At 64.3% G+C, this 20,160-nt stretch carries 17 protein-coding genes; 9 read left to right on the forward strand and 8 right to left on the reverse strand.

All coding sequences use genetic code 11. From position 1 onward, the window contains the following. Positions 1-140: 140 nt before the first annotated feature. On the forward strand, positions 141-1,073 hold the full coding sequence (locus AC2FMM_RS15840) for an MBL fold metallo-hydrolase (protein WP_496797064.1): 933 nt from the start codon (positions 141-143) through the stop codon (positions 1,071-1,073). A gap of 128 nt (positions 1,074-1,201) precedes the next feature. Here AC2FMM_RS15840 and AC2FMM_RS15845 read toward each other — a convergent pair whose 3' ends face one another. Together AC2FMM_RS15845 and AC2FMM_RS15850 are read right to left on the reverse strand one after the other, a co-directional pair. Then, positions 1,202-1,483 carry a hypothetical protein gene (locus AC2FMM_RS15845; RefSeq protein ID WP_496797065.1) on the reverse strand — a complete coding sequence of 94 codons (282 nt, stop codon included), beginning with the start codon at positions 1,481-1,483 and terminating at the stop codon, positions 1,202-1,204. A 255-nt stretch (positions 1,484-1,738) separates the two neighbouring features. Continuing rightward, positions 1,739-3,397 carry an NAD+ synthase gene (locus AC2FMM_RS15850; protein ID WP_496797066.1) on the reverse strand — a complete coding sequence of 553 codons (1,659 nt, stop codon included), beginning with the start codon at positions 3,395-3,397 and terminating at the stop codon, positions 1,739-1,741. 155 nt (positions 3,398-3,552) lie between these two features. On the opposite strand from AC2FMM_RS15850, the gene AC2FMM_RS15855 reads away from it, so the two are divergent. Continuing rightward, positions 3,553-5,022 carry a 2-isopropylmalate synthase gene (locus tag AC2FMM_RS15855; protein ID WP_496681890.1) on the forward strand — a complete coding sequence of 490 codons (1,470 nt, stop codon included), beginning with the start codon at positions 3,553-3,555 and terminating at the stop codon, positions 5,020-5,022. A gap of 4 nt (positions 5,023-5,026) precedes the next feature. Here AC2FMM_RS15855 and AC2FMM_RS15860 read toward each other — a convergent pair whose 3' ends face one another. Then, on the reverse strand, positions 5,027-5,692 hold the full coding sequence (locus AC2FMM_RS15860) for an SDR family NAD(P)-dependent oxidoreductase (RefSeq protein ID WP_496797067.1): 666 nt from the start codon (positions 5,690-5,692) through the stop codon (positions 5,027-5,029). A gap of 287 nt (positions 5,693-5,979) precedes the next feature. Between AC2FMM_RS15860 and AC2FMM_RS15865 the strand changes: the two genes are divergently transcribed. After that, entirely contained in the window at positions 5,980-7,551 is a 1,572-nt protein-coding gene (locus AC2FMM_RS15865) for a 2-isopropylmalate synthase (RefSeq protein WP_496797068.1), read from the forward strand. A gap of 169 nt (positions 7,552-7,720) precedes the next feature. Here AC2FMM_RS15865 and AC2FMM_RS15870 read toward each other — a convergent pair whose 3' ends face one another. Then, positions 7,721-8,506 (reverse strand): 23S rRNA (adenine(2030)-N(6))-methyltransferase RlmJ, encoded by a 786-nt coding sequence (locus AC2FMM_RS15870; RefSeq protein WP_496681888.1) that lies wholly within the window; start codon positions 8,504-8,506, stop codon positions 7,721-7,723. Between the two features lie 156 nt (positions 8,507-8,662). Between AC2FMM_RS15870 and AC2FMM_RS15875 the strand changes: the two genes are divergently transcribed. The 6 genes from AC2FMM_RS15875 (at position 8,663) to AC2FMM_RS15900 (ending at position 15,226) form a co-directional block, all read left to right on the forward strand. Then, the gene (locus tag AC2FMM_RS15875; protein WP_093963423.1) at positions 8,663-9,709 is read left to right on the forward strand and encodes a rod shape-determining protein; all 1,047 of its coding nucleotides are present in this window, start codon (positions 8,663-8,665) and stop codon (positions 9,707-9,709) included. Between the two features lie 61 nt (positions 9,710-9,770). After that, positions 9,771-10,676 carry a rod shape-determining protein MreC gene (mreC, locus tag AC2FMM_RS15880; protein ID WP_496688136.1) on the forward strand — a complete coding sequence of 302 codons (906 nt, stop codon included), beginning with the start codon at positions 9,771-9,773 and terminating at the stop codon, positions 10,674-10,676. Beyond that, entirely contained in the window at positions 10,669-11,205 is a 537-nt protein-coding gene (locus AC2FMM_RS15885) for a rod shape-determining protein MreD (protein ID WP_496688134.1), read from the forward strand. Before mreC ends, AC2FMM_RS15885 begins: the two co-directional genes overlap by 8 nt. Then, a complete protein-coding gene (gene mrdA, locus AC2FMM_RS15890; protein WP_496681883.1) occupies positions 11,202-13,148 on the forward strand; it encodes a penicillin-binding protein 2 in 1,947 nt (648 codons plus the stop codon). Before AC2FMM_RS15885 ends, mrdA begins: the two co-directional genes overlap by 4 nt. Continuing rightward, the gene (gene rodA, locus AC2FMM_RS15895) at positions 13,145-14,284 is read left to right on the forward strand and encodes a rod shape-determining protein RodA (RefSeq protein WP_496797069.1); all 1,140 of its coding nucleotides are present in this window, start codon (positions 13,145-13,147) and stop codon (positions 14,282-14,284) included. Before mrdA ends, rodA begins: the two co-directional genes overlap by 4 nt. 15 nt (positions 14,285-14,299) lie before the next feature. Beyond that, the gene (locus AC2FMM_RS15900; protein WP_496797070.1) at positions 14,300-15,226 is read left to right on the forward strand and encodes a 2-hydroxyacid dehydrogenase; all 927 of its coding nucleotides are present in this window, start codon (positions 14,300-14,302) and stop codon (positions 15,224-15,226) included. Between the two features lie 88 nt (positions 15,227-15,314). On the opposite strand, the gene AC2FMM_RS15905 is transcribed toward AC2FMM_RS15900, so the two are convergent. The 4 genes from AC2FMM_RS15905 to coaBC all read right to left on the reverse strand — a co-directional run bounded on the left by AC2FMM_RS15905 (position 15,315) and on the right by coaBC (position 20,156). Further along, complete coding sequence (locus AC2FMM_RS15905; protein ID WP_496797071.1) at positions 15,315-17,330, reverse strand: M3 family metallopeptidase; 2,016 nt, start codon at positions 17,328-17,330, stop codon at positions 15,315-15,317. An 82-nt stretch (positions 17,331-17,412) separates the two neighbouring features. After that, positions 17,413-18,459, reverse strand: coding sequence for a HesA/MoeB/ThiF family protein (locus AC2FMM_RS15910; RefSeq protein WP_496797072.1), 1,047 nt, complete (start codon positions 18,457-18,459; stop codon positions 17,413-17,415). Continuing rightward, positions 18,459-18,914 (reverse strand): dUTP diphosphatase, encoded by a 456-nt coding sequence (dut, locus tag AC2FMM_RS15915; protein WP_496797073.1) that lies wholly within the window; start codon positions 18,912-18,914, stop codon positions 18,459-18,461. The genes AC2FMM_RS15910 and dut overlap by 1 nt, the downstream gene beginning before the upstream one ends. Before the next feature lie 45 nt (positions 18,915-18,959). Continuing rightward, complete coding sequence (gene coaBC, locus AC2FMM_RS15920; RefSeq protein WP_496797074.1) at positions 18,960-20,156, reverse strand: bifunctional phosphopantothenoylcysteine decarboxylase/phosphopantothenate--cysteine ligase CoaBC; 1,197 nt, start codon at positions 20,154-20,156, stop codon at positions 18,960-18,962. Positions 20,157-20,160: the final 4 nt, after the last annotated feature.

Consider the following 20,160-nt stretch of genomic DNA (forward strand, 5'->3'; position numbering starts at 1 on the left):
GGATGTCTCCTGTTGGCGCGGCTCTTGTCATATGGGCGCGTTTTTGTCCAGCGATTGCTGGGTGGCCGACGCCGCCCGGGGTTGCCGGGACGCGCGGCCACCCTAGTTCATCACGCGTGATCACACAGGGAGACAGTTCAATGACACCGAAATTCACCCGCCGCGCCGCTTTGGGTGCCGCAGCCGCGCTGCCCCTTGCCGCCTCGGTCAAACCAGCCCTGGCCGCCGGACCGGGGGCCATGGCCAATTCGGCCGCCGCCCGCAGCTTCATGCTGGGCGATCTCACCGTGACGACCCTGCTTGACGGCAGCCTGCCACGGGACGGCGCCAAGGAAATCTTTGGGGGAGGCGCCTCGGACGAGGAATTCGCCCGAGTGTCGGCGGAAAACTTCATCCCTGCCGACAAGGCCCAGTTCTTCTTCACGCCCACGCTGGTGAACACCGGCAGCGAAATGATCCTGTTCGACACGGGCCTGGGCCAGGGCGGCATTCAAAAGGCCTTGGCCGATGCCGGCGTTTCGCCCGATGACATCGACGTGGTGGTTCTGACCCACATGCACCCCGACCACATCGGCGGGATGACCACGAATGACGCTCCGACCTTTGCCAACGCGCGCTATATCACGGCCGCGACCGAATATGACTTCTGGTCGGCGCAAGAGGCCGGAAACCGCGTCGGTGACATGGTGGCAGCCAAGGTCACGCCGATGGCGGACAAGATGACCTTCGTGGAAGATGGCGCCGAGGTCGCGCCGGGCATCACCGCCATGGCCGCATTCGGCCACACGCCCGGGCATATGGTCTATCACCTGGAAAGCAACGGTCAGCGGTTGATCCTGACTGCGGATCTGGCCAACCACTATGTCTGGTCCTTCGCCCATCCCGAATGGGAGGTTCGGTTCGACATGGACAAGTCTGCGGCGACCGCGGCGCGGCGCAAGGTTCTGGGCATGCTGGCCGCCGACAAGATACCGATGATCGGGTATCACATGCCGTTCCCGGCCGCAGGCTTCGTCGAACAGCGCGGTGAAGGCTTCCGCTTCGTGCCCGTCAGCTATCAGATGATGGGGTAAACGACGGCGCACCATTGGATTGCCCGCGCTTAGCGCGGGCTTTTCATGGCTGGAAGTTCGACAAACAACAGTTGCTGGGTGCCGCTCTGCTGCTCTCAACGCTCGGTCTCGACGCACCCCGCCCAGGCTCAGGCCGCGCCAGACAGTTCCGCCAGTTTCTGCCGGAAGGTCCCCACCATGCTCAGCAGGGACTGCCCATCGTCGGGTTCCTCGTCGGCACGCAGATCAGGAAATTCCGGGCGCTTGATCGCTGCGGCCGGCATTCGGCGCCGTTCCTTTTGCATAATATCCGCGATCGAGGCATCCACGTCCGCCACATCCAAATCTTGCGGCGGCGACTCCATCGCTTTGTACTGCAAAGGAGCATGCAGCGGCTTGTCATAATCGTTAAACATCTCAACACCAACCAACTAACGTTTGGCACCCCACCACGGATGCTTTACCAGCGGCCCCGTCTTTCAAGATGCACGCGGCCGAAACGGCCAATCAAGGCAGGACCTGTACCAAATTATGTCGAAAAGATGTCATCGCAGCAAGGATCTGCGGGGCCAAAGCCTCTATCCGGCCAACAAAACACACAATGATGGATATTCAGATGACATTGTTTCTTTTCGCAAAACAAAACTGTGCATTTTGCCGCCCAAGACTCATCCCGGGCGTGCGGATCACCCGCGATCCCGCCAGCGGTTCACGATCGGATAGCGCCGGTCCAGCCAGAAGGCCCGTTTGGTTAGCCGGGTGCCCGGCGCCGACTGGAATCTCTTGTATTCGCTGATGTAGATCAGATGCTCGACCCGGCGGGCATCGGCCTCGTCGAACCCGGCGGCGACGCAATCGGCGATCGAACCGTCCCGATCCACGAGAATCTCAAGAATGCCATCCAGCACCGGATAGTCAGGCAGGCTGTCGCTGTCCTTCTGATCCTCGCGCAGCTCGGCACTGGGCGGCTTGTCGATGACCGAGGAGCGGATGACCTCGCCCCCCGGCCCTTTCATCCAGTCGCGGTGATTGGCATTGCGCCAGCGGCAGGTTTCGAACACCCGGGTCTTGTACAGATCCTTGATCGGGTTGTAGCCGCCATTCATGTCGCCATAGATCGTGGCATAGCCCACGGCAACCTCGGATTTGTTGCCGGTGGTCAGCAGCATCTCGCCGAACTTGTTCGAGATCGCCATCAGCAGCAGACCGCGCAGACGGGATTGGATATTCTCCTCGGCAATGTCGGCCGGTCGACCCGCGAACAGCGGCGCCAAGGTCTCGGTCACGGCGGCGCGCGATTGGCTGATCGGCACATAATCGTACTGCACGCCCAGCGCCTTGGCGACGGCCTCGGCGTCCTCGAGCGACGCGGCACTGGTATATTCCGACGGCAGCATCACGCAGCGCACGTTTTCAGCCCCCAGCGCATCGACGGCGATTGTGGCCACCAACGCAGAATCGACCCCGCCCGACAGGCCCAGCAACGCCTTGGAAAACCCGGTCTTGGCCATGTAGTCGCGCAGCGCCTGCACCATAGCGCGATAGTCCTGCTCCCACGTGTCGGGCTGTTCCGCGACCGCGCCCGGCGCGATGGTCCAGCCCTGTTCGCCGCGCTGAAGATCGACATGAGTCACCGCCTCGTCGAAAACCGGCATGCGGAAGGCCAGCGCCCCGCCGGGATTCAGGCCAAAGCTGCCCCCGTCAAACACCTGGTCGTCCTGCCCACCGACCATGTTCAGATAGATCACAGGCAAACCTGTCTCGACCACGCGCGCGACCATCTGGTTAAGGCGCACATCGTATTTGTCGCGGAAATATGGGGACCCGTTGGGGATCAGCAGGAACTCGGCGCCGGTCTCGGCCAGCGTCTCGGCCACGTCCTCGTGCCAACCATCCTCGCAGATCGGGCTGCCGATCCGGGTGTTGCCTACGGCATAGGGCCCGCCCAGCGGCCCGGCATCGAACAGGCGCACTTCGTCGAACACCGTTTCATTGGGCAGGTGATGCTTGAATACCTTGCTGACGATCCGCCCCTGATTGAGGATCAGATAGGCGTTGTAGAGCTTGCCGTCCTCGACCCAGGGCCCGCCGATGGCCATGGCCGGCCCGTTCGCGCAGTCTTTGGCCAGTTGCCGCAACGCGCCCATGGCGGCGGCGTGAAAGGCGGGCTTCTGCACTAGGTCCTGCGTGTTGTAGCCGGTGACGAACATCTCGGGCAGTGCGACCAGATCGGCGCCCGCCGCACAGCCCTGCTCCCACGCGGACCGGGCCTTGGCTACGTTGCCCGCGATGTCGCCCACCGTTGGGTTCAGCTGTGCCAGCGTGATGCGGAAATGGTCGGCCATGTTTGCCCTCTTGCCCTCGTCACCTGCCAAGGCATTTAGCAGATCGGGCCGCAAGTGAAAGGCCATAGAGGCAAAACCCGTTGCCCGACCGGATGCTGTGTCATAGTTTTGCACGAGCGAACCCAACAGATGACAACCGGGCAGGCGGGACCCAGATGAAGCTTCTCAGGAATTCGATTGCCATCGCCGCGATGGGTGTGGCCGGCCAGTCTCTGGCGCAGCAGGGCCAGGTCATCGTTGCCGATGACGACGTGGGCGGTGTCTACGAGGGCACCTTCGAAAACGGTCTGCGCCACGGCACAGGCACCTACCGGCTGCCAGACGGGTTCGAGTATACCGGCGAATGGGTCGAAGGCGAGATCCAGGGCAAAGGGATCGCGCGCTACGCCAACGGCTCGGTCTATGAGGGCGACTTCGTCAAGGGCCGGCCCCACGGCAAGGGCAAGATCACCTTCGCCGATGGCGGCACCTACGAAGGCGAATGGGTGGACGGCGCGATCAACGGCACTGGTGTCGTGACCTATGCCAACGGCATACGTTACGAGGGCGGGTTCAAAAACGCGCAACACCATGGCAAGGGCGTGATGACCGACCCCGGAGGCTATGTCTATGACGGCGACTGGGTCGATGGCGTGCGCCAGGGCAAGGCCAAGATCACCTATGCCGATGGCGCCGTTTACGAGGGCGACATCAAGGCCGGGCAGCGCGACGGTCAGGGCACGCTGACGATGCCCGACGGGATGATCTATGCGGGTGAATGGTCCGAGGACCGGATCAACGGAACCGGACGCCTGACCCAGCCTAACGGAGACGTCTACGAAGGCCCACTGGTCGACGGCCGGCGTCAGGGCGCGGGCAAGGTGACCTATGCCAATGGTGACATCTACGAAGGCGAATTCGACGATGACCGGCGCGACGGCAAGGGCACCTACACGGGCACCGACGGATATGTCTATTCGGGCGAATGGAAGGACGGCCAGATTCACGGGCTGGGCGAGGCGACCTATCCCGACGGGTCGGTCTATGTCGGCGATTTCAAAGCAGATCTGGCCGACGGGCAAGGGCGCATCACCTATCCCGACGGCTCCTCGTACGAAGGCGACTGGGTTGCCGGGGTAATCGAAGGCCGGGGTACCGCCACGTATGCCAACGGCACGATCTATAAAGGCCAGTTCAAAAACGCCCGCACTCACGGAAAGGGTGTTTTGACCCGCGCCGACGGGTCCAGCTATGACGGAGACTGGGTGGACGGCGTGCGCCAGGGCAAGGGCAAGGCGACCTATGCCGACGGCACCGTATACACCGGCGATTTCCTGAACGGCCAGCGCCACGGCCAGGGCGAGGTGGTGATGCCCAACGGGTTCAAATATTCGGGCGCGTGGTCCGAGGGCAAGATCACCGGATTTGGCGTTGCGACCTACCCCAACGGCGACGTGTACGAAGGCAATTTCGTCAATGGCAAGCGTCAGGGCAGCGGCACGATGCGCTATGCCAACGGGGAAGAAGAAACAGGCACCTGGGAAAACGGCGCGCTGACCGAATCCGGCGCCGAACAGCCGACCGAGGCTGAACCGCAAGCGCCCGAAGCCGAAACGGACCCGGATGCCGCCCCGTCGGACGGGTAGAACGTCACCATGGCACCGGCTTTCCGGCCCAGTCGAAGAACTGCCCTGTCTGCTCGGGACGTAGACCATCGACAACCTGCATCAGGTTGCTCGCCGCCTCGTCCGGCGGGACCGCAGGGTGCCGGCCCAGGTATTTCTGCGTGAACGGGGTCTTGACCGTTCCGGGGTGCAGGGCGACGCAGATCGCATCCTTGTGGGTTCGGGCCAGTTCGATTGCGGCCGTATGCACGATCTGGTTCACCGCTGCCTTGGCCGAGCGATAACTGACCCAACCGCCCAGACGATTATCCCCGATCGAGCCCACACGTGCCGACAGTACCGCGAACACCGACCGACCGTTGCGCGGCAACAGGCGATGCGCGTGTTTCAGCACCAGAGCCGGTCCCACCGCGTTCAGGGCGAATTGATCCATCATGGCCTTGGCCGAAACCGCCCGAATAGTCTTTTCCGGTTCCGCCCCGTCGATCTCGAGCGCACCGGATGCCACCAGAACAAGGTCGAACGGCCCTTCGACACGGCCCAGCATCTCGTCGGCCAGTTCCGGCTGCATCAAATCCAGCCCGTTTTCCGACCGCGACAGAGCGACGACATGAACCGACCGCGACAGAAGCTCATTGCAGACGGCCCGGCCGATCCCGCCGCTTGCACCTATGACCAAAGCATTTCTCATCGCTCTCCAGCTAGCGGAGTTGCCTGCGCAATCAATCCCCGTTTCCGATCCTTTCGCGAAATCGGACGGCCGCGCATTTTCCTTCTTTTCATTCCCGGTTCGGGGTGTATAACCTCGAACCCATGATCAACCGCGCAGATATCCCCTCGTTCGACGCCACCGCCCGTGGCGCGTCCCTGCGTGGCCTACTGATCCTAATCCGCCTCTGAGCGTGCCATCCGGCGCGCCCGCTCAGAGGAGGACGCCTGCGCGCCAATGGCTTTAGGACAGACAAGAAAGTGACCCCCATGACCAACGTGACCGACCAAGACCGCGTCTTGATCTTTGACACCACTTTGCGCGACGGCGAGCAAAGCCCCGGCGCAACCATGACCCATGACGAAAAGCTGGAAATCGCCGAGCTGCTGGACGACATGGGCGTCGACATCATCGAGGCCGGCTTTCCAATCGCTTCCGAGGGGGATTTCAAGGCCGTGTCGGAAATCGCGCAGCGCGCGAAGAACGCCCGCATCTGCGGCCTGGCCCGTGCGAATTTCGCCGATATCGACCGCTGCTGGGAGGCGGTGAAACACGCCGAGAAGAACCGGATCCACACCTTCATCGGCACCTCACCACTGCACCGGGCCATTCCGAACCTGACTCAGGACGAGATGGCCGAAAAGATCCACGAGACCGTCAGCCACGCCCGCAACCTGTGCGAAGACGTGCAATGGTCGCCGATGGATGCGACCCGGACCGAATGGGACTATCTGTGCCGCGTGATCGAGATTGCGATCAAGGCCGGCGCGACCACGATCAACATTCCCGATACGGTGGGCTATACTGCTCCGGCGGAGTCGGCCGATCTGATCCGCAGGTTGATCGAAACCGTTCCGGGCGCTGACGAGGTGGTCTTTGCCACCCATTGCCACAACGATCTGGGCATGGCGACCGCAAACGCCCTGGCCGCGGTTGCCGGCGGCGCACGGCAGATCGAATGCACGATCAACGGGCTGGGCGAACGCGCGGGCAATACCGCGCTGGAAGAGGTCGTGATGGCCCTGCGTACCCGCAATGACATCATGCCGTGGAAAACGGGCATCGACACCACCAAGATCATGCATATCTCGCGCAGGGTGGCGACGGTTTCGGGCTTTCCGGTGCAGTTCAACAAGGCGATCGTCGGCAAGAACGCCTTTGCGCATGAAAGCGGCATCCATCAGGATGGCATGCTGAAGAACCGCGAGAATTTCGAGATCATGCGCCCCGAGGATATAGGCCTTTCGGGCACCTCGCTTCCGCTGGGCAAGCATTCGGGCCGGGCCGCGCTGCGCGACAAGCTGGAGACACTCGGCTACGAGGTCGGGGACAACCAGCTCAAGGACATCTTCGTGCGGTTCAAGGAACTGGCCGACCGCAAGAAAGAGGTGTTCGACGACGACCTGATCGCGCTGATGAGCGCTGATGACGCGACCAACGACCACCTGCAGCTGGTCTCGATGAAAGTCACCTGCGGCACCGGCGGTCAGGCCGAAGCCACGGTCGAACTGGAGGTCGACGGCAAAGATGTCATTGCCACCGAGCACGGGGACGGGCCGGTCGACGCCACCTTCAAGGCGATCCGAGTGATCTACCCGAACAAGGCGCATCTGCAGCTCTACCAGGTGCATGCCGTGACCGAGGGTACCGACGCGCAGGCCACGGTTTCCGTCCGTCTGGAGGAAGACGGCATGATCGCCACGGGCCAATCCGCGAACACGGATACCGTGGTGGCGTCGGCCAAGGCCTATATCAGCGCGCTGAACCGCTTGATCATGCGCCGCGAAAAGGCCGGCCCGGGCGCGGATGCACGCGAGATCAGCTACAAGGATCTGACCTGATCAGAAATGGCAGGCAGGGCTCCCGCGCCCGCGGCAGCCCGGCTTCGCCGCGCAGCCTGACGGCCTTGGGCCCGGCACCGCTCCCAAGGCGCGGTGCCGGGCCCAACACGTTTGGCGGCATCTTTGATGCTGTCAGACGGGGCGGGAGACCATCGCCCCTGAAGCGCCGTCAGATCTTTGCGAACAGGTCGGAAAGACGCGCCGCCTCGTCTTCGATCCCGAAGGGTGCATTGACCACGAACATGCCCGAACCGATCATCCGGTGCCCCTTCCGCGCAGGCGGAAACCGAACTTCGTGCACGAACGTTTTGGGAAGATCCAGGCTCTTCAGTGCCGACACCATCGAAACGTGCCGATCGTCCGTCAGGATCGGGTACCACAGGGCAATGAGGCCCACGTTCCACTTGCGGTGCAACTTGGCGATCAGCCCAGGCAGGCGGCCATAATCCGCCTTTACCTCGTAGCTGGGGTCAATCAGCATCATCCCGCGCCGAGGTGTGGGCGGCAGAACCGACTGAGCCAGCTCGAACCCGTCCTGTCTGTACGTCTTGGCACCGCGCCCAGTCAGAGCCTGGTTCAGCGCCGCGTATTCCTGCGGGTGAAGCTCGGCGAAATGCAGACTGTCCTGCGGACGCAGCAGGCTTGCCGCAATCAGCGGCGATCCGGGATAGGCCGTTTCGCCAAACTGCGCCTGAACCGAGTGCAACGCGCGTGCCAGCGGGTGATCATCGGCAAACCACCCGTTGCTCAGCGCGCGCCCGATCCCTGCCGCTGCCTCTCCGGTCTGCACGGCCTCGGGGGCATTCAGGTGATACAAGCCCCGCCCCGAATGAGTCTCGAGATAGCTGATCGGCTTGTCCTTGCGGCTCATGTAGTCCAGCATCCATGCCAACAAAGCGTGCTTTTGCACGTCCGCCAGATTTCCTGCGTGGTAAATGTGTTGATATGAGAGCATGTTGCCTTCTAAAGTCCCTGTCAGAAAGGCGGAAAGGCGCTGACTTACGCGGAATCAGCCCTTTTACCGGGCGTCTTGGCACCCTATAAGTCATCCGTCCCGGAACCGTCGAGTCGCGGGCAGTAGAAATTTCTGACAGACAGGATCAGGGGAAATATGGGGATCTTCGACAGTTTGGGCGGCCTGTTCACAGCGGATATGGCCATCGACCTCGGGACGGCCAACACGCTGGTCTATGTCAAGGGGCGCGGCGTGATCCTGTCGGAGCCCTCGGTTGTCGCCTACCATGTCAAGGACGGGGTCAAGAAGGTTCTGGCCGTGGGCGAAGATGCCAAGCTGATGCTGGGCCGTACTCCTGGCTCGATCGAGGCCATCCGCCCAATGCGCGAGGGGGTGATCGCCGATTTCGACACCGCGGAAGAGATGATCAAGCATTTCATCCGCAAGGTGCACAAGCGTTCGACCTTTTCGAAGCCCAAGATCATCGTCTGCGTGCCGCACGGCGCAACGCCAGTTGAAAAACGCGCGATCCGTCAGTCGGTTCTGTCGGCGGGCGCCCGCCGCGCGGGTCTGATCGCCGAGCCGATTGCCGCCGCCATCGGCGCCGGGATGCCGATCACCGATCCTACCGGCAACATGGTCGTGGATATCGGCGGCGGCACCACCGAGGTGGCCGTTCTGTCGCTGGGCGACATCGTCTATGCCCGATCGGTCCGCGTGGGGGGCGACCGCATGGACGAGGCGATCATCTCGTATCTGCGCCGTCAGCAGAACCTGCTGGTGGGCGAATCCACCGCCGAGCGGATCAAGACCACCATCGGCACGGCCCGGATGCCCGATGACGGGCGCGGCCAATCGATGCATATCCGCGGACGCGACCTTCTGAACGGTGTTCCCAAAGAAATCGAGATCAGCCAGGCTCAAGTGGCCGAGGCTCTGTCGGAACCCGTCCAGCAGATCTGCGAGGCGGTGATGACCGCACTGGAAACCACCCCACCAGATCTGGCTGCGGACATCGTGGACCGGGGCGTGATGCTGACCGGCGGCGGCGCGCTGCTGGGCGATCTGGACCTGGCCCTGCGCGAACAGACCGGATTGGCCGTGTCGATTGCCGACGAAAGCCTGAACTGCGTGGCTTTGGGCACCGGCAAGGCCCTGGAATACGAAAAACAGCTGCGCCACGCGATTGACTACGAAAGCTGAGGCGCGCACCCTCTGATCTGAGGGTCAACGATCGGGCACGAGCAGCACGGGAAGGAGTCCTGTGGCAAAAGACCGGGCACAGCGCGACGACTATACCACCCCCCTGCGCCGCTTGTTCACGGGGATCGTTGTCTTGTGCCTGCTGGGCATCTTTCTGGTCTGGCGCATCGACAGTCCTCGGGTCGAGCGGTTCCGGGCGCAGGTGGTCGATACGGTGGTGCCCTCGATGGATTGGGCCATGGTGCCGGTGACGGCCACCGTTAACCTGGTGCGGGATTTTCAAAGCTATCAGCGGCTCAGCGAACAGAACCGCGAACTGCGCAGCGAACTGCGTCGCATGCGCGCCTGGAAAGAAGCCGCGCTACAACTGGAGCAGGAAAATGCGCGCCTATTGGACCTGAACAATGTTCGACTTGATCCGCGTCTGACTTACATCACCGGCGTCGTCATGGCCGACAGCGGGTCACCGTTCCGGCAATCGGTTTTGCTGAACGTCGGCGAGCGCGATGGCATCGTCGACGGTTGGGCCACGATGGACGGCATCGGGGTGGTGGGGCGTATCTCGGGCGTGGGGCCAGACACGGCGCGTGTGATCCTGCTGACGGACGCGTCCAGCGCGATACCCGCCACCATTCAACCGTCCGGCCAGACGGCGCTGATCCAAGGGGACAACACCCCGGCGCCCGTGGTCGAATTTCTGGAAAACCGCGAACTCGTGCGTCCTGGCGACCGCGTGGTGACCTCGGGCGATGGCGGCGTCTTTCCGGCGGGCCTGCTGATCGGCCAGATCGCGGAAGACCCCAGCGGCCGCCTGCGCGTACGCCTGTCGGCAGATTTCGAACGCTTGGAGTTCCTGCGTGTGCTGCGCTATCACGCGGCCGATCCAATCCGCGATCCGGGCGGGTTGGTCGGTCCGAAACGCCCCGAAGCGTTGCTGCTTCCCAATGACGAGGCCGCCGATGGATAGGGCCGCGTCGCGCTTGTGGATGATGCGGGGCCTCTATCTGGCCTTGGGCATGCTGGTGATGTTTTTCCACCTATTGCCATTGGACACCCGCCCCGATCGCTGGCCGTTTCCCGAATTACTGATCGCCTTGACCTTCGCATGGGTCCTACGGCGGCCTGACGACGTTCCAACCCTCAGCGTGGCGTTCGTCATGTTGATGGAAGATTTGTTGCTGCAACGCCCACCGGGCCTGCTGGCGGCGCTGGTGGTCATGGGCGCGTCCTATCTTCGGTCGGCCGGGCCGGGCATGCGCGATATGGGCTTTGTAGCGGAGTGGACATCGGTCGGGGCGGTCATTGTGGCTATTTTCCTGTCAAACCGCATCGTGCTGGGGCTGCTATCGGTCGAACAGGGGGCGTTGGCGCCGGTTCTGGTCCAGGCGGCTCTGACCGTGATGGTCTACCCGCTTGTCGTCATCTTCGGCCAGGGCGTTCTGGGCGTCCGGCGCCCGTCGGCGGTCGACCCGACGATCCGGGGGGGGCAGGCATGAAACGCCCCACCAGGGACAAAGGCCTGGCCCACAAACGCCTGACCCGGCGGGCCCTGGTACTGGGCGGCATGCAGCTTGCCTTTGCCGGGGGGCTGGCGGCGCGCATGCGGTACATGCAGGTCGAACAGGCCGATCAATACCGGCTGCTGGCCGAAGAGAACCGCATCAACATCCGGCTGATCCCGCCGACCCGAGGCCGTATTTATGACCGGAACGGACAGGTGATCGCGCAGAATTCGCCCTCGTACCGGATCGTCATCGTGCGCGAGGACGCCGGCGACGTCGACAAGGTGATCGCTGATCTGGCGCGGCTGATCCCGTTGAAGGAAGACGAGATCGAGCGCGCCAAGACCGAAATGCGGCGCACGGCCCCGTTCCTGCCCGTCACCTTGGCCGACCAGGTGACGTGGGAGGACATCTCGAAAGTGGCGATCAATGCCCCGGCCCTTCCTGGCGTCACGCCTGAGGTCGGCCTGACCCGCCAATATCCCCGCTACGAGGATTTCGCCCATGTGGTCGGCTATGTCGGACCTGTCAGCGACTACGACCTGAGCAAGATGGAAGACCCCGAGCCGGTGTTGATGATCCCGCGCTTTCAGATCGGCAAGGTCGGGCTTGAGGCCAAGAAGGAAGACCTGCTGCGCGGCAAGGCGGGCGCCAAGCGGGTCGAGGTCAATGCAACCGGCCGGGTCATGCGGGAACTTGACCGCCGCGAGGGCCAGCCCGGCGCTGACCTGCAATTGACCATCGACGCCGACCTGCAGGAATACGCGCAGGCCCGGCTGGCCGGCGAAAGCGCCGCCGTGGTCGTGATCGATTGTGAGACGGGCGATCTGCGGGCAATCAGCTCTACACCCAGCTTCGACCCCAACCTGTTCGTGCGTGGGATCTCGGTGGCGGATTACCAGGCCCTGACTCAGAACAACCATCGCCCGCTGGCCAACAAGACGGTTCAGGGCACTTATCCGCCCGGTTCGACCTTCAAGATGATCACCGCGCTGGCCGCGCTCGAGGCCGGCGTCGTGGGCCCGGGCAACACCGTCTATTGTCCCGGCTACCTGAAGGTGGGCAGCCGGCGATTCCACTGCTGGAAACGCGGCGGGCATGGGACCGTCGACCTTGAAACCTCGCTGAAGCGCAGCTGTGATGTCTACTACTATGACGTGGCCCTGCGCGTTGGGATCGACAGAATCTCGGACATGGCGCGCAAGTTCGGTCTGGGCATCAAACACGACCTACCGATGTCGGCCGTGGCCGCGGGTCTTGCCCCGAACCAAGAATGGAAACGGCGCGTCCACGGCCAGGAATGGCTGATCGGCGACACGGCCAACGCCTCGATCGGGCAGGGCTACATGCTGGCATCGCCCTTACAGCTGGCCGTCATGTCGGCCCGGATCGCCACAGGGCGCGCGGTCACGCCGCGTCTGATCCGCAGCGTCAACGGGGTCGAACAGCCCACGGGCGAGGGCGCGCCGCTGGACGTGAACCCCCGCAACCTTGAACAGGTCCGCAAGGCGATGTTTACGGTCTCGAACGACCGTCGCGGGACGGCCTATCGCAGCCGCATCATCGCCGACGAGTTCCGGATGGCGGGCAAGACTGGCACCAGCCAGGTGCGCAACATCACCAAGGCCGAGCGCGCCGCTGGCGTGATCCGCAACGAGGACCTGCCGTGGGAGCGCCGCGACCATGCCCTGTTCGTCAGCTTCGCGCCCTATGACAATCCGAAATTTGCGGTGGCGGTGGTCGTCGAGCACGGCGGCGGCGGTTCCAAGGCGGCGGCGCCGGTCGCCCGCGACGTGATGCTGCAGGCGCTGTACGGTGGCACGCCCCCGCTCGAGGCCTATCCGGTGGCCGACCGAGAGCGTATCAAGGAACAGCAAAAACGCCTGGAAGGTGATCGACGTCCCAAGGCGCGGCCCGAGAAGAAGGATCGCGCATGAGCTATTTAGAATATGCCGTAAAGACCACGCCGACCGGGCTGCGCAAGTTTCTGTACATGAACTGGCCCCTGACCCTGTTGCTGATCAGCGTCGCCAGCGCCGGCTTTCTGATGCTGTATTCGGTCGCCGGAGGGTCGTGGCGCCCTTGGGCGGAACCGCAAATGGAGCGTTTCGGCCTCGGACTTGCGGTCATGTTCATCGTCGCGCTGATCCCGATCTGGTTCTGGCGCAGCATGTCCTTGCTGGCTTATCTCGGCTCTCTTGGCCTGTTGGTGCTGGTCGAACTGTTCGGCACGGTTGGCATGGGCGCCCAGCGCTGGATCGACTTGGGGTTCATGCGGCTGCAGCCCTCCGAACTGACCAAAGTCACGCTGGTGATGGTGTTGGCTGCCTACTACGACTGGCTGCCTTCGGAAAAGACGTCGCGACCGCTCTGGGTGCTTCTGCCTCTTCTCCTGATCCTGATCCCGACCGCGCTGGTGTTGAAACAGCCGGACCTGGGAACCGCGATCCTGCTGCTGGCGGCCGGAGGTGGGCTGATGTTTCTGGCAGGCGTGCATTGGGCCTATTTCGCCGCCGTCATCGCGGCGGGGGTGGGCCTGATCACTGCCGTGTTCAAAAGTCGCGGTACCGACTGGCAGTTGCTGAAAGACTATCAGTTCCGCCGCATCGACACCTTTCTCGACCCCTCAAGCGACCCTCTGGGCGCCGGATATCACATCACCCAGTCGAAAATCGCGCTGGGGTCCGGCGGCTGGAACGGACGTGGGTTCATGCAGGGCACGCAATCGCGCCTGAACTTCCTGCCCGAAAAGCACACCGACTTCATCTTCACGACCCTGGCCGAAGAATTCGGCTTCGTCGGGGGCATCACGCTGCTGACGCTCTACGGGCTGATTCTTGTCTTCTGCCTTGTCACCGCCCTGTCCGCCAAGGACCGGTATTCGTCCCTGGTGACCTTGGGCATCTCGCTGAACTTCTTTCTGTTCTTTGCGGTCAACATGTCGATGGTCATGGGTATGGCCCCGGTGGTGGGGGTGCCGCTGCCGATGGTCAGCTATGGCGGCTCGGCCATGCTGGTGCTGATGGTCGCCTTCGGCATCGTCCAGAGCGCCCACATCCACCGCCCCCGCTGACCCGAAAGGCTTGCGATGTCGATCAATGTCCTGTTCTCTGCCCGCCCTGCCCTGTGGCCGGTCTATGAACCGCTCTTGACCAAGGGCCTGTCGGGGATGGACGCCACCATCGCCACCGATCTTCCGCCGGAACAGGTGGACTATGTCGTCTATGCCCCCAATGGCGGTCTGCTGGATTTCACCCCGTTCAAGCGGTTGAAGGCGGTGCTCAGCCTCTGGGCGGGGGTCGAGAAGATCGCCGGAAACGAAACCCTGACCGTTCCGCTGGCCCGGATGGTCGATCACGGCCTGACTCAGGGTATGACCGAATGGGTGGTGGGCCACGTCCTGCGCTACCATCTGGGCATGGACCGGCACATCACGGTGCAAGACGGTGTCTGGGCCCCGGACCCTCCGCCTTTGGCGTCCCAGCGAACGGTCTGCGTGCTGGGGCTGGGGGCGCTGGGGCAGGCGGCGGCCGTGGCGCTGTCCAGACTCGGGTTCAACGTCATCGGTTGGAGCCGCACCGCCAAGACCATCCCCGGAGTCAGCGGCATGCATGGGCCTGACGGCCTACGCCGCGCGTTGCGACAGGCCGACATCGTGGTTCTGTTGCTGCCCAATACCCCGGCGACCGAGAACACCCTGAACGCCGAGACGCTGGCCCTGCTGCCCAAAGGCGCCCGGATCATCAATCCGGGGCGCGGAGCGCTGATCGACGATCAGGCCCTGCTGCAAGCGTTAGACACGGGCCAGATCGCCCATGCAACGTTGGACGTGTTCCGCACCGAACCCTTGCCGCCCCAGCATCCCTATTGGGCGCATCCGAACGTGACGGTCACGCCCCATATCGCCTCGGAAACCCGGCCCGAGACCGCAGCCCAGGTCATCTGCGAGAACATCCGACGCAACGAAGCCGGACAGCCGCTTTTGCATCTGGTCGATCGCGACCTGGGCTACTGACGGCGCAGGAACAGCGCCGCATGCCAATCTCACTTGGTCCGTCGCCCGGCCCGCAATGGGCAGCGCGCGGCGGGGCGCAACCGGTCGGTCACGCCGCGATCAGGCCCCGCCCTTTCAGCAAGGCATCAACGCCCGGCAAGCGACCGCGAAACGCCAGATACAGATCTTCGGCCTCTTTCGAGCCGCCGGTCGACAGGATGTGTTCTTCCAGCGCCCGCGCCTTTTCGGGGTCGAACGCACCGCCGGCCTCTTCAAAGGCCGCAAAGGCATCCGCGTCCATGACCTCGGACCACATATAGCTGTAGTAGCCCGAGCTGTAGCCGTCCCCGGCAAAGACATGCGCGAAATGCGGGGTCGCGTGGCGCATCCCGATCGCATGCGGCATCCCGATCTCGGCCAGAACCTCGGCCTGCCGCGCCATCGGATCGGCCGGAGCCGGACCATCGTGAAAGGCCAGATCGACCAGCGCCGAGGCCACATATTCCACCGTCTGGAAGCCCTGATCGAAATTGGCCGCACCGAGAACCTTTTCCAGCATCTCGGGCGGCATCGGCTCACCGGTTTCGGCATGGGTCGCGAACTGGGCCAGCACCTCGGGCACTTCCAGCCAATGTTCGTACAGCTGGCTCGGCAGCTCGACGAAATCCCGCGCGACGCTGGTGCCCGAGATGCTTTCATAGGTCACGTTCGACAGCATCTGATGCAGGGCGTGCCCGAATTCGTGGAACAGGGTCCGCGCGTCGTCATAGGACAACAGGGCCGGGTCACCCTTGGCGAAATTGCACACGTTGATGACAATCGGCGTCTGCACCTTGGGAAACTTGGCCTGCGCCCGCATCGCGCTGCACCATGCGCCAGACCGTTTCGAGCCGCGCGCGAAATAGTCGCCGATGAAAACGGCCACATGCTGGCCATTTCGGGTGACCTCCCAGGCCCGGCAATCGGGATGATACAGCGGCACATCCAGCGGCGCGAACTCCAGCCCGAACAAACGGTTGGCACAAGAAAACGCGGCCTCGATCATCCGGTCCAGCTGCAGAAAGGGCTTCAGCGCCGCCTCATCAAGGTCATGCTCGGCCTTGCGGCGCTTTTCAGCATAATAGCGCCAGTCCCACGGTTCGAGCGGACCGTTGATGCCGTCGGCCTGCATCATCTGCGTCAGCACCGCGGCATCGGCCTCGGCGCGGGCCTTGGCGGAGGTCCAGACCTGCATTAGCAGTTCGCGCACACGCTGGGGGCTGCGGGCCATCTCGGTCTCCAGCTTGAAGGCCGCGAAATTCTCATAGCCCAGCAGCCGGGCGCGTGCCTCGCGCAGCTTCAGGATCTCAGCCGCGATGTCGCGGTTGTCGGTTTCCCCCCCATTCGCCCCACGCGCCGTCCAGGCGCGATGGGCCTTCTCGCGCAGGTCGCGCCGGGGCGAGAATTGCAGGAACGGCACGATCAGCGACCGCGACAGGGTCACGATAGGGCCATCCGCCCCCTTTTCCCGGCCTGCGGCCCGCGCGGCGTCGATCACGAAATCGGGCAGCCCGTCCAGATCATCCTCGGACAGCGGCATGAACCAGTTGCGCTCGTCCGCCAGCAGGTTCTGGGTGAAGGCGGTGCCAAGGCTGGCCAGACGCGCCTTGATGTCCTGCATGCGGGCATCCGCCTCGCCCTGCAGGGCCGCCCCCGAGCGGACAAAGCCGCGATGGGTCAGCATCAGCACCCGCGCCTGTTCCTCGGTCAAGCCCAGGTCGTCCCGCTGCGCCCACAGGTCCGCCACCCGCCGGAACAGGGCCTTGTTCGACGAGATCGCCGCGAAATGGGCCGCCAGCTTGGGCGAGAAGTCGCGCTGCAGCGCCTCGCGCGCCGGATTGCTGTCGGCTCCGGCCACGGTGTAGAATACCGACAGAACCTTGCTCAGACCTTCACCGGCGGCCTCGAGCGCCTCGATCGTGTTGGCAAAGCTTGGCGGTTCGGGGTTGGCCGCAATCGCCGCAATCTGGTCGGTGTGCGCCTGCAGCGCCTGCTCGAGCGCCGGGGCGAAGTCATCATCCGAGATCTCGGCAAAAGGCGCGATTTCAAACGGGGTCGTCCAGGCGGACAGGATCGGATTGCTCATCGAATTCTCCTTTGAGCGTCAAGCTAGGAATGCCCGGAGGGATCGTCCAGAGGCGGACGCCAGGTTTCTGGAGCGGGTGCTCTCAGCCCAATTGCCCGCAGACGGGGCAATCGGCGCGCCGCGACAGGGTGATCTTGCGGCTTTCACCGTAAAGCGCGTCATAGATCAGCATCTCGCCGCGCAGCGCCTGGCCGGCACCGGCGATCACCTTGATCGCCTCGACCGCCATCATTGCGCCCACCACGCCGGGCAGCGGCCCGATCACCCCGGCCTCGGCGCAAGAGGGCGCAAGACCCGGGGCCGGAGCCTCGGGGAAGATGCACTGGTAGCAGGGCGCGCCGTTGGCCGGATCAAACACGCTCAGCTGCCCCTCCCACTGCGACAGCGCGCCTGAGATCAGCGGTTTGCCCAGCGCCACGGCGGTGCGGTTGGCCAGATACCGGGTCTCAAAATTGTCGGTTCCATCGAGGATCAGGTCATAGTCGGAAAACAGCTCGGCGGCGATCTCCTCGGTCAGACGACGGTGATAGGGGCGCACGATGACGTTGGGGTTCTGCGCCTCCATCGCCTGCTGCGCGGAGAAGACCTTGGGCATGCCGATGTCGGTATCGCGATGGATCACCTGCCGCTGCAGGTTGACGTTTTCGACCACGTCGTCATCGATCACCCCGATCGTACCGACACCCGCGGCCGCCAGGTATTGCAAGGCCGGCGCGCCAAGCCCCCCGGCGCCGATCACCAGCACGCGCGCCGTCTTCATGCGTTTCTGGCCCGGTCCGCCCAACTCACGCAGGACGATGTGACGGGCATAGCGTTCCAGTTCGGTCTGGCTGAACTGCCCGGCGGGGGCGGGCGCAGGCTCGGCCTGCACCGAATGGGCACGACGGCGCAACGCTTTCACGATCGCGCCATACCCCGTCACCAAAGCCACCGCCCCCACCAGAATCAACCACATCGCGGCCGACCCGCCGGTGGCCAGACGGACCGGGTGCCCATCGGGCAGCACCAGATGCGACAGCACGACTCCCGCCAGTAGAACCAGAATCGAGACCCATCGCGCGGTTCGGGATGCGCCGGTCAGATAGCCCAGCCCCCACAGCCCCGCAGCCAGAATCAAGACCAACAGCATCAGCTGCGCCCGGTGGAACCGAACCCACCGGCTCCGCGTTCCGTCTGCCGCAGGCGGCCGGTCAGCTCGAACCGGGCCTGCACGACCGGCGCGACGACCAGCTGCGCGATCCGGTCGCCATGGGCGATCTCGAACCGGTCCTGCCCCGCGTTCAGCACGATCACCCCCAGCGGGCCGCGATAGTCGCTGTCGATCGTGCCCGGCGCGTTGGGCAGCGTGATCCCATGTTTCAAGGCAAGCCCCGAACGTGGGCGGACCTGCACCTCGTATCCGTCCGGTATCTCGATCCGCAGGCCGGTCGGCACCAGGGCGCGCTCTCCGGGCATCAGAACGATTTTGCCCCGATCCGGCAGGTTGGCCCGCACATCCGCACCGGCGGCACCGGCCGTTTCATAAGACGGCAATGCAACCGCCGGATCGGCCTCGTCTTCCCGGATCACCCGAATTGCCACCATCGCTGCCCCCTCGTTTTCCAACTGCGTGCACCTGCAATGGGCCGGTCACCCGGCCAAAGCCGCCGCAATCCGTTCCGCCAATCGCGCAGCCACCGCGTCCTTGCCCATGCGCGGCCATTCCTCGGCGCCCTGGTCCGAGATCAGCACAACCGCGTTCTCGACCCCGCCCATGATCCCCGTCGCCGGGCTGACGTCATTGGCCACGATCCAGTCACAGCCCTTGCGCGCCCGCTTGGCGGTTGCATGGGCGATCACGTCGTCAGTCTCGGCGGCGAAACCCACGACCAAGGCGGGCCGGCCAGCACCCAAGTGCGACACCCGCTTCAGGATGTCCGGGTTCTCGGCAAACTCCAGTGCGGGCGTGCCATCGCGGCTTTTCTTGAGCTTGCGGTCCGAGGCCCCGTCAACGCGCCAGTCGGCCACCGCGGCGGCGAACACGCCCGCATCCACCGGCAAGGCGGCATCCACCGCATCCGACATCTGCTGCGCGGTCTCGACACGCACCACCTGCACGCCGTCGGGCGGCGGCACCTCGGCGGGACCGGTGACAAAGACCACCTCGGCCCCCAGCGCCGCCAGAGCCCGGGCAATCGCGGCACCCTGCGCGCCCGAGGACCGGTTGGCGATGTACCGCACCGGGTCGATCGGCTCGTGCGTCGGCCCCGAGGTCACCAGAATCCGCTTGCCCGTCAACGGACCGTCCGCCAGCGCCGCCTCGACCGCCGCGACGATCTCCAGCGGCTCGGACATCCGCCCGGGCCCGTATTCGCCGCAGGCCATGTCGCCATCGTTCGGCCCCACGAACCGAACCCCGTCGGCGATCAACTGACGGTGGTTGCGTTTGGTCGCCGGGTGGGTCCACATCCGCACGTTCATCGCCGGCGCGCACAGAACCGGCGTGTCCGTCGCCATCAACAGGGTCGAGGCCAGATCGTTGGCCAGCCCTCCGGCCATCTTGCCCATCAGATCGGCCGTCGCGGGCGCGACTACCACCAGATCGGCCGAGCGCGACAGTTGGATGTGCCCCATCTCGGCCTCATCCGTCAGGTCGAACAGATCGCGATAGGCCTTTTCCCCGGCCAGGGCCGCCACCGAAAGCGGTGTCACGAATTCTTCGGCCGCGCGGGTCAGGACCGGAGTGACCGAGGCGCCCCGCTCGCGCAGGCGGCGGATCAGGTCGAGCGACTTGTAGGCCGCGATGCCTCCGCCGATGATCAGGAGAATCCGTTTGGATGCCAGCATGTTC

The sequence above is a fragment of the Ruegeria sp. BHSC043 genome (assembly GCF_059612985.1).

What these genes read in the sequence shown, in the direction of transcription:
- AC2FMM_RS15840 (WP_496797064.1), top strand. Translation starts at nt 141, where the DNA reads ATGACACCGAAATTCACCCGCCGCGCCGCTTTGGGTGCCGCAGCCGCG.
- AC2FMM_RS15850 (WP_496797066.1), bottom strand. Translation starts at nt 3,397, where the DNA reads ATGGCCGACCATTTCCGCATCACGCTGGCACAGCTGAACCCAACGGTG.
- AC2FMM_RS15855 (WP_496681890.1), top strand. Translation starts at nt 3,553, where the DNA reads ATGAAGCTTCTCAGGAATTCGATTGCCATCGCCGCGATGGGTGTGGCC.
- AC2FMM_RS15860 (WP_496797067.1), bottom strand. Translation starts at nt 5,692, where the DNA reads ATGAGAAATGCTTTGGTCATAGGTGCAAGCGGCGGGATCGGCCGGGCC.
- AC2FMM_RS15865 (WP_496797068.1), top strand. Translation starts at nt 5,980, where the DNA reads ATGACCAACGTGACCGACCAAGACCGCGTCTTGATCTTTGACACCACT.
- AC2FMM_RS15870 (WP_496681888.1), bottom strand. Translation starts at nt 8,506, where the DNA reads ATGCTCTCATATCAACACATTTACCACGCAGGAAATCTGGCGGACGTG.
- AC2FMM_RS15875 (WP_093963423.1), top strand. Translation starts at nt 8,663, where the DNA reads ATGGGGATCTTCGACAGTTTGGGCGGCCTGTTCACAGCGGATATGGCC.
- AC2FMM_RS15885 (WP_496688134.1), top strand. Translation starts at nt 10,669, where the DNA reads ATGGATAGGGCCGCGTCGCGCTTGTGGATGATGCGGGGCCTCTATCTG.
- mrdA (WP_496681883.1), top strand. Translation starts at nt 11,202, where the DNA reads ATGAAACGCCCCACCAGGGACAAAGGCCTGGCCCACAAACGCCTGACC.
- rodA (WP_496797069.1), top strand. Translation starts at nt 13,145, where the DNA reads ATGAGCTATTTAGAATATGCCGTAAAGACCACGCCGACCGGGCTGCGC.
- AC2FMM_RS15900 (WP_496797070.1), top strand. Translation starts at nt 14,300, where the DNA reads ATGTCGATCAATGTCCTGTTCTCTGCCCGCCCTGCCCTGTGGCCGGTC.
- AC2FMM_RS15905 (WP_496797071.1), bottom strand. Translation starts at nt 17,330, where the DNA reads ATGAGCAATCCGATCCTGTCCGCCTGGACGACCCCGTTTGAAATCGCG.
- AC2FMM_RS15910 (WP_496797072.1), bottom strand. Translation starts at nt 18,459, where the DNA reads ATGCTGTTGGTCTTGATTCTGGCTGCGGGGCTGTGGGGGCTGGGCTAT.
- dut (WP_496797073.1), bottom strand. Translation starts at nt 18,914, where the DNA reads ATGGTGGCAATTCGGGTGATCCGGGAAGACGAGGCCGATCCGGCGGTT.
- coaBC (WP_496797074.1), bottom strand. Translation starts at nt 20,156, where the DNA reads ATGCTGGCATCCAAACGGATTCTCCTGATCATCGGCGGAGGCATCGCG.